This is a genomic window from Streptomyces sp. MI02-7b (assembly GCF_033793585.1).
Lineage (GTDB): Bacteria > Actinomycetota > Actinomycetes > Streptomycetales > Streptomycetaceae > Actinacidiphila.
The window spans coordinates 325,407-341,821 of sequence record NZ_JARAWX010000006.1; the positions used below are offsets into that span (position 1 = coordinate 325,407).

The 16,415-nt window shown below is 71.6% G+C and carries 14 protein-coding genes, 1 tRNA gene and 1 pseudogene; 1 reads left to right on the top strand and 15 read right to left on the bottom strand.

Annotation, left to right across the window (positions count from 1 at the left end):
- Positions 1 to 74: 74 nt before the first annotated feature.
- The 13 genes and pseudogenes from PV364_RS12575 to PV364_RS12635 form a co-directional block, all read right to left on the bottom strand.
- A complete protein-coding gene (locus PV364_RS12575; protein ID WP_319659964.1) occupies positions 75 to 698 on the bottom strand; it encodes a protein-tyrosine-phosphatase in 624 nt (207 codons plus the stop codon).
- Positions 695 to 1,342 (bottom strand): L-threonylcarbamoyladenylate synthase, encoded by a 648-nt coding sequence (locus PV364_RS12580; RefSeq protein ID WP_319659965.1) that lies wholly within the window; start codon positions 1,340 to 1,342, stop codon positions 695 to 697. The genes PV364_RS12575 and PV364_RS12580 overlap by 4 nt, the downstream gene beginning before the upstream one ends.
- A gap of 31 nt (positions 1,343 to 1,373) precedes the next feature.
- A complete protein-coding gene (prmC, locus tag PV364_RS12585) occupies positions 1,374 to 2,219 on the bottom strand; it encodes a peptide chain release factor N(5)-glutamine methyltransferase (RefSeq protein WP_319659966.1) in 846 nt (281 codons plus the stop codon).
- Between the two features lie 14 nt (positions 2,220 to 2,233).
- Positions 2,234 to 3,322 (bottom strand): peptide chain release factor 1, encoded by a 1,089-nt coding sequence (prfA, locus tag PV364_RS12590; RefSeq protein ID WP_319659967.1) that lies wholly within the window; start codon positions 3,320 to 3,322, stop codon positions 2,234 to 2,236.
- A 114-nt stretch (positions 3,323 to 3,436) separates the two neighbouring features.
- Positions 3,437 to 3,661: a 50S ribosomal protein L31 gene (gene rpmE / locus PV364_RS12595; protein WP_319659968.1), complete on the bottom strand. Its 225-nt coding sequence runs from the start codon at positions 3,659 to 3,661 to the stop codon at positions 3,437 to 3,439.
- Positions 3,662 to 3,784: 123 nt separating this feature from the next.
- Complete coding sequence (locus PV364_RS12600) at positions 3,785 to 4,912, bottom strand: LCP family protein (RefSeq protein ID WP_319660057.1); 1,128 nt, start codon at positions 4,910 to 4,912, stop codon at positions 3,785 to 3,787.
- Between the two features lie 341 nt (positions 4,913 to 5,253).
- Positions 5,254 to 7,209 carry a transcription termination factor Rho gene (gene rho / locus PV364_RS12605; RefSeq protein WP_319659969.1) on the bottom strand — a complete coding sequence of 652 codons (1,956 nt, stop codon included), beginning with the start codon at positions 7,207 to 7,209 and terminating at the stop codon, positions 5,254 to 5,256.
- A gap of 395 nt (positions 7,210 to 7,604) precedes the next feature.
- Entirely contained in the window at positions 7,605 to 8,528 is a 924-nt protein-coding gene (gene thrB, locus PV364_RS12610; protein WP_319659970.1) for a homoserine kinase, read from the bottom strand.
- A 261-nt stretch (positions 8,529 to 8,789) separates the two neighbouring features.
- Entirely contained in the window at positions 8,790 to 9,878 is a 1,089-nt protein-coding gene (gene thrC / locus PV364_RS12615; RefSeq protein ID WP_319659971.1) for a threonine synthase, read from the bottom strand.
- A 7-nt stretch (positions 9,879 to 9,885) separates the two neighbouring features.
- Complete coding sequence (locus PV364_RS12620) at positions 9,886 to 11,220, bottom strand: homoserine dehydrogenase (RefSeq protein WP_319659972.1); 1,335 nt, start codon at positions 11,218 to 11,220, stop codon at positions 9,886 to 9,888.
- Positions 11,221 to 11,346: 126 nt separating this feature from the next.
- Positions 11,347 to 12,738, bottom strand: coding sequence for a diaminopimelate decarboxylase (gene lysA / locus PV364_RS12625; RefSeq protein WP_319659973.1), 1,392 nt, complete (start codon positions 12,736 to 12,738; stop codon positions 11,347 to 11,349).
- 19 nt (positions 12,739 to 12,757) lie between these two features.
- Positions 12,758 to 13,735 carry an ArgS-related anticodon-binding protein NrtL gene (nrtL, locus tag PV364_RS12630; protein ID WP_319659974.1) on the bottom strand — a complete coding sequence of 326 codons (978 nt, stop codon included), beginning with the start codon at positions 13,733 to 13,735 and terminating at the stop codon, positions 12,758 to 12,760.
- Between the two features lie 149 nt (positions 13,736 to 13,884).
- Positions 13,885 to 14,344: pseudogene (locus PV364_RS12635) on the bottom strand (response regulator).
- A gap of 230 nt (positions 14,345 to 14,574) precedes the next feature.
- On the opposite strand from PV364_RS12635, the gene PV364_RS12640 reads away from it, so the two are divergent.
- Positions 14,575 to 14,646 (top strand) — tRNA-Arg (locus PV364_RS12640).
- 217 nt (positions 14,647 to 14,863) lie between these two features.
- On the opposite strand, the gene PV364_RS12645 is transcribed toward PV364_RS12640, so the two are convergent.
- On the bottom strand, positions 14,864 to 16,237 hold the full coding sequence (locus PV364_RS12645) for a site-specific integrase (RefSeq protein ID WP_319659976.1): 1,374 nt from the start codon (positions 16,235 to 16,237) through the stop codon (positions 14,864 to 14,866).
- Positions 16,234 to 16,407 (bottom strand): helix-turn-helix transcriptional regulator, encoded by a 174-nt coding sequence (locus PV364_RS12650; RefSeq protein WP_179279879.1) that lies wholly within the window; start codon positions 16,405 to 16,407, stop codon positions 16,234 to 16,236. The genes PV364_RS12645 and PV364_RS12650 overlap by 4 nt, the downstream gene beginning before the upstream one ends.
- Positions 16,408 to 16,415 lie beyond the last annotated feature (8 nt).

Consider the following 16,415-nt stretch of genomic DNA (forward strand, 5'->3'; position numbering starts at 1 on the left):
GCCGTTTCGCGCCGTCTTGTGCTCCGCCGGGGGACGGCGGGTGCGGAAAAGTGCGGAAACCTTCCGGCAGACCCTCACCGGGTGGGTGCCGCCACCCCCGTCAGCGCGGTCAGCACCGGGTCCAGCGCCCCGTGGATCTCCTCGCCGATGGACCGGAAGAAGGTCAGCGGCGCCCCGTACGGGTCGTAGACCTCGTCCGCGTCCGGCGTCGGCGCCAGGAGCCAGCCGCGCAGCGCCGCCGCGGCACGGACCAGCGAGCGGGCGCGCTCGGTCACGCTGCCCTCCGGCAGCGTCGTGGGGTCTATCGCCTTCACGAGCCGGGTGAACTCCTTGAGCGTGAACGTCCGCAGGCCCGCCGCGTGCCCCATCGAGATGACCTGGGCGCGGTGGTCGCGGGTGGCGGTGAGCACCAGGTCCGCGTCGATGACGTGGTCGTCGAGGAGTTCCCGCCCGAGGAAACCGCTCGGGTCGGCGGCGTACTCGGCCAGCACCGTGGCCGCGTGCGCCTCCATCGGCGCCCCCTCGTGGCCCCAGGTGCCCGCGCTCTCCACGATGATCCCGGAGGCCCCGTCGCCGAGCCGCAGGGTCAGCTCGTGGCGGGTCAGCCGCTCGGCCATCGGCGAGCGGCAGACATTGCCGGTGCAGACGTGAAGGATGCGGAAGTAGTCATCGCGCTGCCCGGGTATGGGCGGCGTCAATTGCCTACCTCCAGGTCGGGTACGACCTCGCGCAGCTGCTCGGCGCTGAGGGCCCCGGCCCGCAGCAGTACCGGCACCTTGCCGGTGACGTCGACGATGGAGGACGGGACGGCCGCCGGCGTGGGCCCGCCGTCGAGGTAGATGGCCACGGAGTCGCCGAGCATCTCCTGGGCGGCGTCGCAGTCCTGCGGCGAGGGGTGCCCGGTGAGGTTCGCGCTGGAGACGGCCATCGGGCCGGTCACGTTCAGCAGCTCGATCGCGACGGGGTGCAGCGGCATGCGCACCGCCACGGTGCCACGGGTGTCCCCCAGGTCCCACTGCAGGGACGGCTGGTGGCGGGTGACCAGGGTCAGCGCGCCGGGCCAGAACGCGTCGACGAGGTCCCAGGCCTGCTCGGAGAAGTCCGTGACCAGGCCGTGCAGGGTGTTCGGGGAGCCGACGAGGACGGGCGAGGGCATGTTGCGGCCCCGGCCCTTGGCCTCCAGCAGGTCGCCGACGGCCTCGGCGTTGAAGGCGTCCGCGCCGATGCCGTAGACGGTGTCCGTGGGCAGCACCACGAGCTCGCCGCGACGAACGGCGGACGCGGCCTCGCGCAGTCCGGCCACCCGGTCCGTCGCGTCCGAGCAGTCGTAACGCCGTGCCATCAGCAGACCTCCATGACGTGCGGCGCCGTGCTCACGGCGTCGCCTTTCGGGCAGTGGTGAACCTGGGGCGGTTGTTCAGGTCGGGGTGGTCGGCGGCATCCGCCCAGCCGGCCTCCTCCGTGAAGATCCAGGGCACCTGGCCGCCCTGGGTGTCCGCATGCTCGATGACGACGACGCCACCGGGCCGCAGCAGCCGGTGCGCGGTGCGCTCGATGCCGCGGATGGTGTCGAGGCCGTCCTCGCCGGAGAACAACGCCATCTCCGGATCGTGGTCACGGGCCTCGGGCGCCACGTGCTCCCACTCGGTGAGCGGGATGTACGGCGGGTTGGAGATCACCAGGTCCACCTGGCCGTTGAGGTCGGGGAAGGCATCCAGGGCGTTGCCCTGCCGCAGGTCGACCTTGCTGCCCTGGACGTTCTTGCGGGCCCACACCAGGGCCTCGTCGGACAGCTCCACGGCGTGCACCCGGCTGCGCGGCACCTCCTGTGCCAGGGCGAGCGCGATGGCGCCCGATCCGGTGCACAGGTCGACGATGAGCGGCTCGGCGACGTCCATGGCGCGCACGGCGTCTATGGCCCACCCCACCACGGACTCGGTCTCCGGGCGCGGGACGAAGACGCCCGGCCCCACCTGGAGTTCCAGGTAGCGGAAGAACGCCCGGCCGGTGATGTGCTGCAGCGGCTCGCGGGCCTCGCGGCGGGCGACGGCCTCCCAGTAGCGGGCGTCGAAGTCCCCGTCGGCGACCGTGTGCAGGGCGCCGCGCTTGACGCCGTGCACGTACGACGCCAGTTCCTCGGCGTCGAAGCGCGGCGAGGGCACGCCGGCATCGGCCAGCCGCTGGGTCGCCTGCGCGACCTCGGCGAGCAGCAGGTTCACTTGTCGCCTCCGGTTCAGCTTCCGTCGCCCGCGGCGGCCAGCTTGGCAGCCGAGTCGGCGTCGACGCACGCCTGGATGACCGCGTCGAGGTCACCGTCGAGGACCTGGTCCAAGTTGTACGCCTTGAACCCGACGCGGTGGTCGGAGATGCGGTTCTCCGGGAAGTTGTAGGTGCGGATGCGCTCGCTGCGGTCGACCGTGCGCACCTGGCTGCGGCGGGCGTCGGAGGCCTCGCGCTCGGCCTCCTCCTGCGCGGCGGCCAGCAGCCGGGAGCGCAGGATGCGCATCGCCTGCTCCTTGTTCTGGAGCTGGCTCTTCTCGTTCTGGCAGGAGACGACGATGCCGGTCGGCAGGTGCGTGATGCGCACCGCGGAGTCGGTGGTGTTGACCGACTGGCCGCCGGGTCCCGAGGAGCGGTAGACGTCGATCCGCAGGTCGCCCGCGTTGACCTCGACCTCGACCTCCTCGGCCTCCGGGGTGACCAGCACGCCGGCGGCGGAGGTGTGGATGCGGCCCTGCGACTCGGTCGCGGGCACCCGCTGCACGCGGTGCACCCCGCCCTCGTACTTCAGCCGGGCCCAGACGCCCTGTCCGGGCTCGGTGGCGCCGTTGCCGCCCTTGGTCTTCACCGCGACCTGGACGTCCTTGTAGCCGCCGAGGTCGGACTCGTTGGCGTCGATGATCTCGGTCTTCCACCCGACGCGCTCGGCGTAGCGCAGGTACATGCGCAGCAGGTCGCCGGCGAACAGCGCGGACTCCTCGCCGCCCTCGCCCGCCTTGACCTCCAGGATCACGTCCTTGTCGTCACTGGGGTCGCGCGGCACGAGCAGCAGGCGCAGCCGGTCGGTCTGCTCCTCGCGCTGCTTCTCCAGCTCCTTGACCTCGGCGATGAAGTCCGGGTCGTCGGCGCTGAGTTCGCGGGCCGTCTCGATGTCCTCGCCGGTCTGCTTCCAGCCCCGGTACGTGCCGATGATGGGGGTCAGCTCGGCGTAGCGCTTGTTGAGCCTGCGCGCGTTGGCCTGGTCCGAGAAGACCCCGGGGTCGGCAAGCTTCTTCTCGAGGTCGGCGTACTCGCCGATCAGTTCCTCGACCGCCTCGAACATCAGGATCCCTGCTCTGCGAATGGGTGGACGCCGGTGAACCAGCCTGGGACGACAAAGCGCCGGTCCGGCCGCCGGAGGGTATCCGGGCAGCCGTGGACCGGCGCTTTCGGGTCGCTACTTCTTGGCGGACCCGGCCGCCTTGCCGAAGCGGGCCTCGAAGCGGGCCACGCGGCCACCGGTGTCGAGGATCTTCTGCTTGCCCGTGTAGAACGGGTGGCACGCAGAGCAGACGTCGGCACGGATGACGCCGCCGCCCACGGTGCTACGAGTGGTGAACGAGTTGCCACAGGTGCAGCTGACCTGGGTCTCGACGTACTCCGGGTGGATGTCGCGCTTCAAGGGAAACTCCTAGTGATCGGGAGGGTCCCGGGTCGTGGCACGGGCTTGCGTCACGTGAACCGGGGCCGACGTACCAGTCTGCCAGGACTGGCCGCATCTCCCCAAACCGGGGACGGCCCGGAACTATTCCGCGCCGCCGTCCCGGGCCTGCGGGGTGCTGCGGACGACACCGCCGGTGTCCACCTCGTCACCGGCCGATCCCTTGGTGGCCGAGCGCGGGATGGGGCGGTCGGCCCGCAGCGCGGCCCACACCCGCTCGGTCTGGGCGGTCAGCGGCACGACCCGGTTGGGGTCGGCGGGGTCGTAGCGCACGGGCATGGTGACCATGGAGATGTGCCGGGAGCCCAGGTCCTTCAGGCTCTCCCCCAGGTTGACCAGCTTCTTGACCGAGGCCAGCTCGGAGTCGGTGGTGATGGCGCCGGTGGCGGTGCTGGCGATCTTGTACAGCCGGGCCGGGGAGCCCAGCACCCCGATGCTGTCGACCCGGTCGACCAGGGCCTTCAGGAAGGCCTGCTGCAGCCTTATCCGGCCCAGGTCGCTGCCGTCGCCGACCCCGTGCCGGGTCCTGACCAGGCCGAGGGCCTGCTTCCCGTTCAGATGGTGGGTGCCGGCCGGCAGGTGCAGATGGCTCTCGTTGTCGCTGATCGCGCGGCTGGTGGTGACGCTGACCCCGCCGAGGGCGTCGATGAGCCGCTGGAAGCCGGTGAAGTCGATCTCGATGTAGTGGTCCATGCGGATGCCGGTCATCGTCTCGACGGTCTTGACCGTGCATGCCGGGCCGCCGACCGCGTACGCCTCGTTGAACATCTCGTTCGACACGGCGGGCGCGGTGCCACCGCCGGGCTTGGCGCAGGAGGGCCGGTCCACGAGGGTGTCACGGGGGATGCTGACCACCGAGGCCCTGCGGTGGCCGGGGTAGACGTGGACGATCATCGCGGTGTCGGAACGGGCCGTGCCGTCGTCCTGGCCGCCGCCGGCCTTCGCGTTCGCCCCGGACCGGGAGTCCGAGCCGAGGACGAGGATGTCCATCGAGCCGTTGTCGACGTCGCGGGGCCGGTCCCGGCCCAGCAGGGCGTTGATGTCGATGCCGCGGATGTTCCCGTTGAGCTTGAGGTACAGGCAGCCCACCGCCGCCGTGGCGAGCAGCAGGACGGTCGCCACGCCCCAGGCCGTGATGCGCAGGGCGCGGCCGCGGGCGCTTCTGCGCCGCCGCGATGACGTCCTGCGTCCGTGGTCCGCCTCGTGGGCCATGAGGTCCTCAGTTCTCGTCGGCTCGTCGTGGCTTCGGGTGCCCCCCGTGGTCGTGGTCATCGGGCATGGGACGAAATGTCCCCTCTTGGGAGACGTCCGGGGACGCCTCGGGGTTCCTCGCGATCGTGCACACCAGCCATGACAGCGGGTCCCGGTGCGCCCTGTCCCAGGACGCGCCGGGACCCGTGGTCCAAGAGCCACACGGTCGGCCCCCACCGGGCGGCCGGGCCGGCCCCGCCGGGGCCCCGGGGCGCCGTGTGCGGCCTCGCCGGCGGCCACCGGAAAAGAGGCGGGTCCCGGCACCCAAGTGCCGGGACCCGCCCCTTCGTTGCGTCCGGGCGTCAGTCGTTGTTCGTGCCCGGGGTCGTCTTCGCGATCTGCATCAGGAACTCGGCGTTGGACTTGGTCTGCTTCATCTTGTCCAGCAGCAGCTCGATCGCCTGCTGCGAGTCGAGCGCGTGCAGCACCCGGCGCAGCTTCCAGACGATGCTCAGTTCGTCGGGAGCGAGCAGGATCTCCTCCTTGCGGGTACCGGACGGGTCGACGTCGACCGCCGGGAAGATCCGCTTGTCGGCGAGCTTCCGGTCGAGCTTGAGCTCCATGTTGCCGGTGCCCTTGAACTCCTCGAAGATCACCTCGTCCATGCGCGAGCCGGTCTCGACCAGCGCGGTGGCCAGGATGGTCAGCGAGCCGCCGTCCTCGATGTTGCGCGCGGCACCGAAGAAGCGCTTCGGCGGGTACAGCGCGGTCGAGTCGACACCACCGGACAGGATGCGGCCGGAGGCGGGCGCCGCGAGGTTGTACGCGCGGCCCAGACGGGTGATGGAGTCCAGCAGGACGACGACGTCGTGGCCCAGCTCCACCAGTCGCTTGGCGCGCTCGATGGCGAGCTCGGCGACGGTGGTGTGGTCCTCGGCGGGACGGTCGAAGGTCGAGGAGATGACCTCGCCCTTCACCGACCGCTGCATGTCGGTGACCTCTTCCGGACGCTCGTCGACGAGGACGACCATCAGGTGGCACTCGGGGTTGTTGCGGGTGATCGCGTTGGCGATCGCCTGCATGATCATGGTCTTGCCGGTCTTCGGCGGGGCCACGATCAGACCGCGCTGGCCCTTGCCGATCGGCGCGACGAGGTCGATGATCCGGGTCGTCAGCACGCCCGGGTCGGTCTCCAGGCGGAGCCGGTCCTGGGGGTAGAGCGGCGTCAGCTTGTTGAACTCCGGCCGCCCGCGGCCGGAGTCGGGGGCCATGCCGTTGGTCGAGTCCAGGCGGACCAGCGCGTTGAACTTCTCGCGGCGCTCGCCGTCCTTCGGCTGCCGGACGGCACCGGTGACGTGGTCGCCCTTGCGCAGTCCGTTCTTGCGGACCTGGGCGAGCGAGACGTACACGTCGTTCGGGCCGGGCAGGTAGCCGGAGGTCCGGATGAACGCGTAGTTGTCGAGGATGTCCAGGATGCCCGCGACCGGGATCAGGACGTCGTCGTCGGCGACCTGCGGCTCGCTCGCGAAGTCCTCGCGGCGGTTGCTGCCGCGCCCGCGGCGGTCGCGGTAACGGCCCCGGCGCCGACGGCCGCTGCCGTCGAACTCGTCGTCGTCCTGCGGTCCGCCCTGCGGGCCGCCGCCCCCCTGCTGCTGGTGCTGCTGCTGGCCCTGCTGGCCGCCGCCGCCCTGCTGCTGACGCTGCGGGCCACCGTCCTCGCCGCCCTTGCGGCGGTCGCGCTGACGGTCGCGCTGGCGGTCGCGGCGGCTCTCGCGGCGGTCCTCGCCGCCCCTGGCGTCGCCGCCCGAACGGCCCTCGGCCGTGTCGGCCGCGGCCTCGGCCCGGGCGTCGGCCCGGCCCTCGCCCCGGCCGTCGGCGGACTGCTCCGCCTTGACCGCCGGAGCGGCCTTCTCGCCGGCCGGCTGGCCGGGGATCTCGATCTGCTTCGGCTGCTGCTCGGCGCCCGTGGCGGCCGGGGCCTCGCCGGATTCACCCGTACGGGTGCGCGAGGTGGCGCGGCGCTTCGGCTTGTCGGCGGCGGGCTCGGCGCTCTCGCCGGCAGTGGCCTTGGCGCCGCCGGACTGCGCGGCCTTGATGGTCTCGATGAGCTGGCTCTTGCGCATCCGCGCGGTGCCCTTGATGCCCAGACCGGAGGCGAGCTGCTGCAGCTCGGCGAGAACCATGCCCTCCAGACCGGTACCCGCGCGGCGACGCCGCGCGGCGGGGGCAGTGGCAGCACCGGTGGCAGGCGCGGCAGCATCGGACGCGGCGACAGGGCTGTCTGCGCGTACGCCCATCAGATCGGTGGTGTCGCTCACGAAGGGTCCTTCCCTGGAGCGGACGTCGGCCTGTCTGGCTCGGCGACCGGTTGTGCTGTCCGGATCCGGTCCATATGACTGCCGGATTCGGGGCGGTGGTCCGCCTGATGGCGGAGAAATGAGATGGAACGAGTTCAATACACAGTTCCGGCGAGGTGAGAGTTCACTCTCGGGTGAAATGTCACCCGCGCCGACTCCGGAGCGTGCTCGGCACTGCTCAGGCAGGCTGCCTATGCGGTGTGGGAGGCTCCCGGAAGAATGGCGGTCCCGATGCGGGACACAGAGCACCCGGACAACAGGAACAGTGGTTGAGTACCTGAGTCCGCGAGTGCAGCAATGAGATTAACACTACCCGATCCACCAAACATTCCCCCTCTCTTCGACCGGCAATCGTGTCACTGCCCCACGGCAAGTGGCAGCACACTCGCCCCTGCCGCGTCGAGGGTCAGGCGATTGGCCGCCCACCCCTCCCCCGCGAGCAGGGAGACCTTGTCGGCGGTGTCCTCCGCCGCCAGCGCCAGCACCGTCGGTCCCGCACCGGAGATGACGGCGGGGACGCCCTCGGCGCGCAGCAGGTTCACCAGGGCCACGCTCTCGGGCATGGCCGGAGCCCGGTACTCCTGGTGCAGCCGGTCCTCGGTGGCGGGGAGCAGCAGCTCGGGGCGCCTGGTCAGGGCCTCGACGAGCAGTGCGGCACGTCCCGCGTTGGCCGCGGCGTCCACGTGCGGAACGGTGCGCGGCAGCAGTCCCCTGGCGGTCTCGGTCAGCAGCGGCCTCGACGGCACGAAGACCACAGGGACGACCGACTCGACCGGGTCCATCCGCACGGCGTGCGCGGAGCCGGACTCGGTCCAGGCGAGGGTGAAGCCGCCGAGCAGGCAGGCGGCGACGTTGTCGGGGTGGCCCTCGATCTCGTTGGCCAGCTCCAGTACGGCGGCCTCGTCGAGCCGGTCCTGGCCGCCTATCGTCACCGCGCGGGCGGCCATGATGCCCGCGCAGATGGCGGCGGAGGAGGAGCCGAGGCCGCGGCCGTGCGGGATGCGGTTGGCGCAGACGACCTCCAGGCCGCGCGGCTGGCCGCCCAGCAGGTCGAAGGCGGTCCGCAGGGACCGTACGACCAGGTGGTTCTCGTCGCGGGAGAGCGTCTGCGCGCCCTCGCCGGCGATGTCGACGTGCAGACCGGAGTCGGCCACCCGGACCACGACGTCGTCGTAGAGCCCGAGGGCCAGGCCGAAGGCGTCGAAGCCCGGTCCGAGGTTGGCGCTGGTCGCGGGGACGCGCACTCGGACGGCGGCGGCGCGGAAGGCGGGTCCGGCCATCGTTCGATGACTCTCCTTGCTTCAAGTGCGTTCCGCCCCGCGGCACGAGGGCATCGTTGCCGTACGGGGGCGGGGACTTGGGGGACCGTACCAGGACCGTCCCCCGCGGGGGACGGTGCCATTGGCATGGGCCGGAACGGCGTTCGGTGACGCCGGTGTGAAGCCAGCCTATCGAAGGAAGGTTCTGCCGCGACATAGGGCGCACGGACAGCGCGTGATGCGTGTCGCGAGCGGGTCCGTGCGCCCCTGCTGCCGGACGTGTCAGTGCAGCCCGAGCCGGTCGGCCGCCGCGTCGGCGTCGACGGGGACGACGATCGGCTGCGGGGCGCCCTCCACCGCCCAGCCCGGGTCCTTCAGGCCGTTGCCGGTGACGGTGCAGACGATGCGCTGGCCCGGGTCGACCTTGCCCTCCTCGGCCGCCTTGAGCAGCCCCGCGACGCTCGCGGCGGAGGCTGGCTCGACGAAGACGCCCTCCTGGGCGGCCAACAGCCGGTAGGCGGAGAGAATCTGACGATCCGTCACCGAGTCGATGAGGCCGCCGGATTCGTCCCGCGCCTCCTCCGCGTACCGCCACGACGCCGGGTTGCCGATCCGGATCGCGGTGGCGATGGTCTGCGGCTTCAGAACCGGGTGACCGAGCACGATCGGGGCCGCGCCCAGCGCCTGGAAGCCCCACATACGCGGGTTGCGGGTGGAGACGCCGTCCGCGGAGTACTCGCGGTACCCCTTCCAATAGGCCGTGATGTTGCCCGCGTTGCCGACCGGCAGCACATGGATGTCGGGGGCGTCGCCGAGCGCGTCGACGATCTCGAACGCGGCGGTCTTCTGCCCCTCGATGCGCACCGGGTTCACCGAATTGACCAGCGCCACCGGGTACTTGTCCGACAGTCCGCGCGCGAGGTCCAGGCAGTCGTCGAAGTTGCCGTCCACCTGCAGGATGCGGGCGCCGTGCACCAGCGCCTGGCCCATCTTGCCGAGCGCGATCTTGCCCTGCGGCACCAGCACCGCGCACACCATGCCGGCGCGCACCGCGTAGGCGGCCGCCGAGGCGGAGGTGTTGCCCGTGGAGGCGCAGATGACGGCCTGCGCGCCCTCCTCCTTGGCCTTGGAGATCGCCATCGTCATGCCGCGGTCCTTGAAGGAACCGGTGGGGTTGGCGCCCTCGACCTTCAGGTACACGTCGCAGCCCGTGCGCTCGGACAGCACCGGGGCGGGGACCAGCGGTGTGCCGCCCTCCAGCAACGTGACCACCGGGGTCCGCGAGGTGACCGGCAGCCGCTCCCGGTACTCCTCGATGAGGCCGCGCCACTGGTGGGTGGCCGGGCCGCGGACGGCGGAGACTGTGTTCATCGCTGGATCACTCCCCTTCGACGCGCATGATGCTGGCGACGCCCCGTACGGTGTCGAGTTTGCGCAGGGCCTCGACGGTGGCCGCGAGTGCGGCGTCCGGTGCGCGATGGGTGACGACGACGAGGGACGCCTCGCCGCCGTCGACGGCCAGGCGTCCGTCGTCGGCGCCGCCGCTCTGCTCCCGGCCCTGCTGGCGGACCGTGTCGATGGACACCTGATGCTCGGCGAAGACCGTGGCCACCTGGGCCAGAACACCCGGTTTGTCGGCCACGTCCAGGCTGATGTGGTACCGGGTGACCACGTCGTCCATCGGGCGCACGGTGAGCCGCGCGTAGGCCGACTCCCCCGGTCCCGTGGTGTTCGCCAGCCTGTTGCGGCAGGTGGCCACCAGGTCGCCCAGCACCGCGGAGGCGGTCGGCGAGCCGCCCGCGCCGGGACCGTAGAACATCAGCCGGCCGGCGGCGGCGGCCTCGACGAAGACCGCGTTGTAGGCCCCGCGCACATTCGCCAGCGGGTGCGTCAGCGGGATCATCGCCGGGTGCACGCGGGCGGTCACCGAGCTGCCGTCGGCGCTGCGCTCGCAGATCGCCAGCAGCTTGACCGTGCAGCCCATCTCCTTGGCCGAGGCGATGTCGCCCGCGGTGACCTCGGTGATGCCCTCGCGGTGCACGTCGCCGATGGTCACCCGGGTGTGGAAGGCGATACCGGCCAGGATCGCGGCCTTGGCGGCCGCGTCGAAGCCCTCGACGTCGGCGGTCGGGTCGGCCTCGGCGTAACCCAGCGCGGTGGCCTCGTCCAGCGCCTCGGAGTAGCCGGCGCCCGTGGAGTCCATCTTGTCGAGGATGAAGTTGGTCGTGCCGTTGACGATGCCGAGCACCCGGTCGACCCGGTCGCCGGCCAGCGACTCGCGCAGCGGGCGGATCAGCGGGATCGCGCCGGCGACCGCGGCCTCGTAATAGAGGTCGACGCCCGCCTCGACGGCCGCCGCGTGCAGCGCGGTGCCGTCGGCGGCCAGCAGCGCCTTGTTGGCGGAGACCACGCTCGCGCCGTGCTCGAAGGCGGTGGTGATCAGCGAGCGGGCGGGCTCGATGCCGCCGATGACCTCGATGACGACGTCGATGTCCCCGCGTTTGACCAGGGCCGTCGCGTCCGTGGTCAGCAGTTCCGGCGCCACCCCCGCGCGCACCCGGTTCGGGCGGCGCACCGCGATGCCCGCGAGCTCCACGGGCGCCCCGATGCGCGCGGCGAGGTCGTCCGCGTGCGTCGTCATGATGCGCGCCACCTCTGAGCCGACCACACCACAGCCCAGCAGCGCCACCTTCAGCGGACGCGTTCGCATCATCCGACCTCGCTTCGCGTTTTCGGCTCTTTCGAGCTCTTTGGACGGTCCCAGTCTCACGCACCGGACGGGAGATTCCACGCCGTGTCCGGATCGCGAGACCAGTCCCCTTCTCCGTGAGATTCCACGTCAGCCGACGTCGAGACGGAGGAGATCCTCCTCCGTCTCACGCCGGACGATCACCCGCGCCGCGCCGTCCCCGACCGCGACGACCGGCGGCCGCAGCGCGTGGTTGTAGTTGCTCGCCATCGAGCGGCAGTACGCCCCCGTCGCGGGCACCGCCAGCAGGTCGCCGGGCGCCAGGTCGGCCGGGAGGAAGGCGTCGCGCACGACGATGTCGCCCGACTCGCAGTGCTTGCCGACCACGCGCGCGAGCATCGGTTCCGCGTCGCTGCTGCGCGACACGAGCGCGACGCTGTACTCGGCGTCGTACAGCGCCGTGCGGATGTTGTCCGACATGCCGCCGTCCACGCTGACGTAGGTGCGCAGCCCTTCCAGCGGCTTGATCGTTCCCACCTCGTAGAGGGTGAACGCGGTCGGGCCGACGATCGCCCGGCCCGGCTCGACCGACAGCCGCGGCGCGGCCAGGTCCGCCGCCCGGCACTCGCGGGCGACGATCTCACCCAGCGACTTGGCGATCTCGTGCGGCTCGCGCGGGTCGTCGTCCGCGGTGTACGCGATGCCCAGGCCGCCGCCGAGGTCGATCTCGGGCAGCTCCACGCCGTGCTCGTCGCGGATCTGCTTCAGCAGGCCGATGACGCGGTGCGCGGCCACCTCGAAGCCCGAGGTGTCGAAGATCTGCGAACCGATGTGGGAGTGGATGCCGACCAGTTCCAGCGACTCCAGGCGCAGCACGCGGCGCACCGCCTCGGCGGCGTCGCCGCCGGTGAGGGAGAAGCCGAACTTCTGGTCCTCGTGGGCGGTGGCGATGAACTCGTGGGTGTGCGCCTCCACGCCCACGGTCACCCGGATCTGCACCGGCTGCCGCCTGCCCAGGCGCTGCGCGGCGTCCGCGACCCGGACGATCTCCTGGAACGAGTCCAGCACGATGCGCCCCACCCCGGCCTCGACGGCCTGGTGGATCTCCTCGCCGCTCTTGTTGTTGCCGTGCAGCGCGATGCGCCCGGCGGGCATCCCCGCGGAGAGCGCCACCGCCAGTTCGCCGCCCGAGCAGACGTCGAGGTTCAGGCCCTCCTCGTGCAGCCAGCGCACCACGGCGCGGGACAGGAACGCCTTGCCGGCGTAGAAGACGTCGGCGCCGTCGCCGAAGGCCTCGCGCCAGGCACGGCAGCGGGCCCGGAAGTCGGACTCGTCCAGGATGTAGGCGGGGGTGCCGAACTCCTCGGCGAGGTGCCGGACGTCCAGACCGCCCACGGTGGCGACGCCGTCGGCGTCCCGGGTGACGGTCCGGGCCCACACGCGGGGGTCGAGGACGTTGAGGTCGGCGGGCGGCGCGGCGTAGTGGCCCTCGGGGAGGACGTCGGCGTAACGGGGACCGGCGGGGTGTGCGGATCGGCTCATCGTCTGGTGCTCTTCGCTCTCACAGGTGTCGGGGGGCGCTGATGCCGAGCAGGGTCAGGCCGTTGGCGAGCACGGTCCCGGCGGCGTCGGCGAGGGCCAGCCGGTTCCCGTGAACGGCCGAGGGTTTCTCGTCGCCCTTGGGCAGCGCCGGGCACGTGTCGTGGAAGCGGAGGAAGGCGTCCGCGGTGTGCTCCAGGTGCCGGGCCAGCCGGTCCGGCGCGCCGTGCCGGGCGGCGGCCTCCACGGTGCGGGGGAAGTCGGCGATCAGGCCGAGCAGTTCGGCCTCCGCGGGGTGGCGGAGGTCCTCGGCCGCACCGGGGCCGATGCCCAGATCATGGGCGTTGCGCAGCAGGGCCCGGGCCCGGGCGTGAGCGTACCGGACCCGGAACAGGGGGTTGCTCTCGCGCTGCGCGAGGTGCTCGGCGGGGTCGGTGCGGGGGGCGTCCTCGGCGGGCGGGCGCAGCAGCGCCCAGGCGGTGGCGTCGGGGCCGAGGGTGCGGAGCAGTTCGTCCGCGGTCTCCCGGACGGGGTGCGGCCGGCGGGCGGGCGGGGTGAGGCCGGTGGCGGTGCGGAGCCGGTGGAGGGCGGCGGCGAGGGTGTCGGCGCGGGCGTCGCCGGTGGGGGCGGTCGGGGCGGGCGCGGTGTGGCGGCCGATGCCGTAACGGGGGCCCTGCGCGCGGACGAGGTCGACGAGGGCGCCGTACGACTCGCTCGCAAGGGTGATGTTGAGGAACCCGGGGTGGGCGACGTCGACGCGTGCGATGCCGGGGAGGGCGGTGAGGTGGCCCCGGATGACGTCGGCGACGGCGGGGGGCGGGGCGCCGGTGAGGGGGGCCAGTTGCAGTGCCACGTTGGTGGCGTAGTCCCCGCAGCCGGGGCGGGGCGGCCGGCGCACGACGACCCGGTCCGGGACGGGCCCCGCCAGCTGGAGCTCGCCGGCCTCGACGGCACGGCGCACCGCGCTCAGCACGGTGCGGGAGAGCTCGGCGGGGGTCACGCTGTCAAGCCTAGGCGAGGAGGGGGGTGGCCACGCGAACCGGTTTCACCCCTCGGGCACGGGCGGTCACGCGCGGCGGTCAGCTGCTGTTGGTGAGGCGCCGCCGGTCACGCACTGCCGGTCACGCACTGCCGGTCACGCACTGCCGGTCACGCACTGCCGGGACTGGCGGCGGGAGCGCCTTCCTCATCCCCGGTTCCGTGTCTGTCCGGTACGTCGGCGAGCGCGCGGACGACACGGACAAGGTCACCGGGCTCGAAGGGCTTGCTGAGGAAGGCGTCCACGCCGGCGGCGACACCGCTCTCGACCTCCGCCTGGGTGCAGGCACTGATCACGACGATGCGGACGTCGCGGGTACGGGGATCGGCGCGCAGGCGGGCTGCCGTCCGTATCCCGTCCAGGCGCGGCATGACGACGTCCAGGGTGACCACATCCGGCCGCACGCGCTGCACGACGTCCAGGCACTCGACACCATCGGCCGCGGTCACGACCTCGAAGCCCTCCAGCTCGAGATTGACCCTGATCAACTGCCGGATGACCTTGTTGTCGTCGACCACAAGCACCCGGCCGGACGCGCCCGGCACACTGCGAAGCCTAGGCGCGCGACATGGGATGCGTCCGCGTTTTCCCCACTTCTTCCCCGACCGGGGGACGTGGGGCGGGCGGGGGCGGGGTCCTCTCGGCGTCCTCCTGACGGCCCCTCGGCGGGGGCCGGACGCGGGTGCGACGCGGGCGGGGCGTCGGGCCCGACGCGTGCCCGACGCCCCGGGAAACCCTGTACACGGTCACCCCCTGCGTACTGGTAAGGTTTCACCCGTCACCGCCACGGCGGACGACACGCCCCCGTAGCTCAGGGGATAGAGCAACGGCCTCCGGAGCCGTGTGCGCAGGTTCGAATCCTGCCGGGGGCACCTCGCACGAGGTGCCAAAAGACCCCGCCACCAGCCAAGACGCTGAGTGCGGGGTCTTTGCGTATGCGCAGGCGTGTGCCGCCAAAAGTGGCCGTAGGACGGGGTCTGTGGACAGTACGTGGACAGGATCTTGGGCCATCAGCCCAGGTCAGCCCCCGAAAACGGCGAAGGCCCCCGGAAAGGTCCAGGGGCCAGGATCGCAGAAGTCCGCGGATCGTCACTCGTACTCGCGCAGCAGGTCCTCAATCCGGCGGTTCGCCACCTCCTGCCGGCCGTCGATGCACTTGACGTACCGGCTCAGCAGCACCTCCACACTGTTGCCCGCCCGTTCAGCAACTTCGGTGGCGTCCACGCCGGCGTTCAGCCAGGTCGACAGCGCCGAGTGCCGTAGGTCGTACGGCCGCCGGGCGAGCGGCGATGCGGCCACGGCCGGCGGCAGCGCCAGCAGCCGAGCTTCCTGCCAGGCCCGGTAGTAGGAGGACGAGGAGACCACTCCCCCGCCCTCGCTGAAGAACAGGCGCCCGTCGCTGGCCGTCCCGAAGGTGTCGAGGTGTTCCCGGAAGATGGCCACGAGCTGCGGAGGAATCGGCACCCGCCGTACGTCCTCAGCCGGCCGGTTCTTCAGCCCGCGGTCGTCGTGGCTCTCGCCCGAATCCGTCCATTGCTTGCCGACGCTGGGACGAGTGCGGTGGAGCAGGGCAGAGCCCCATCCGGTCGCGGGCAGGGTGAGGTCCGTATCGGCGAGGCCGACCGCTTCGGCCGGACGCAGACCTCCGAAGTACATCGCGGCGAACAGGCCGACCAGGCGCCGGCCGCGGGCGCGTCGGTAGCCGCCGAGGTACGACACGGCACACAGCAGGGCGCGGGCCTGATGAGGGTTGGCGACGACCCGGGGATCTACCTCGCTGGAAACCTTGGGCTTTTGCCACCGGACGCCCGAGAGCGGATTCTCCGGAAACGCGCCCAGGTCGACCGCGTAATGCATGGCGTTGACGAGCGTCCGTCGCTTCCGGCGCACGGTCTCGGCCGCCGCGGCAGTGCCATCCAATTTGAGCTTGAGGGAGTCGAGTACGGCGCGGCCGATCACCGGGTCCCCGAGATCGGCCAGCGGGCGTGATGCCTTTGACACCCAGTGCAGCGCATTGGCGATCTCCGCAGGCAGTTCCCGATCATTCGGCCCCGGCAGAACGAATGCCCAGTTCCGTAGAGCCTTCCGGAGCAGTTCCTCCGGCGGCCGGCCGAGACGATCGTCCAGAAGAGTCACGGTTACCGCTGCCAGCGATTCATTGATCCCAACCCGCGTATTCGGCGCGGCGTGAGGCCACTTCATAGCCAGATACCTGAGCGCGAAGTCGTACCAGGTCAGCGTGGACTTCTTCTCAGCCATGGACTCGGGAAGACCGCTGCCAGAGTCGAACTCTTCCCCATCGTGGGCCGCCCGCAGGATCTTGGAGCGGAAATTCTCGGCGAGCCCTTTGGTCCGAAACGTATCGGAGAAGACCTGGCCACCCACTGACCAGCGCACGTTGTAGGAAGGCGTCTTGGTGTTCCGCTTGCGAACGGCCCACACCTTCACGTCGAGAGACTTCACGCGGCGGTCCCCTCCAGCCGGCGCAGCCACGCCATGAAGTCACTTCGCCAGACCCGCAGCTCCCCATTGGGCAGCTTGAAGGCGTCGGGCCCCTGCCCCAGTTCGCGCCAGCGATAGAAGGTGCGGCGTGAGACGCCTCCCAACTCGGCAAGGATCTGCGGAACGGTCATCAGTTCGT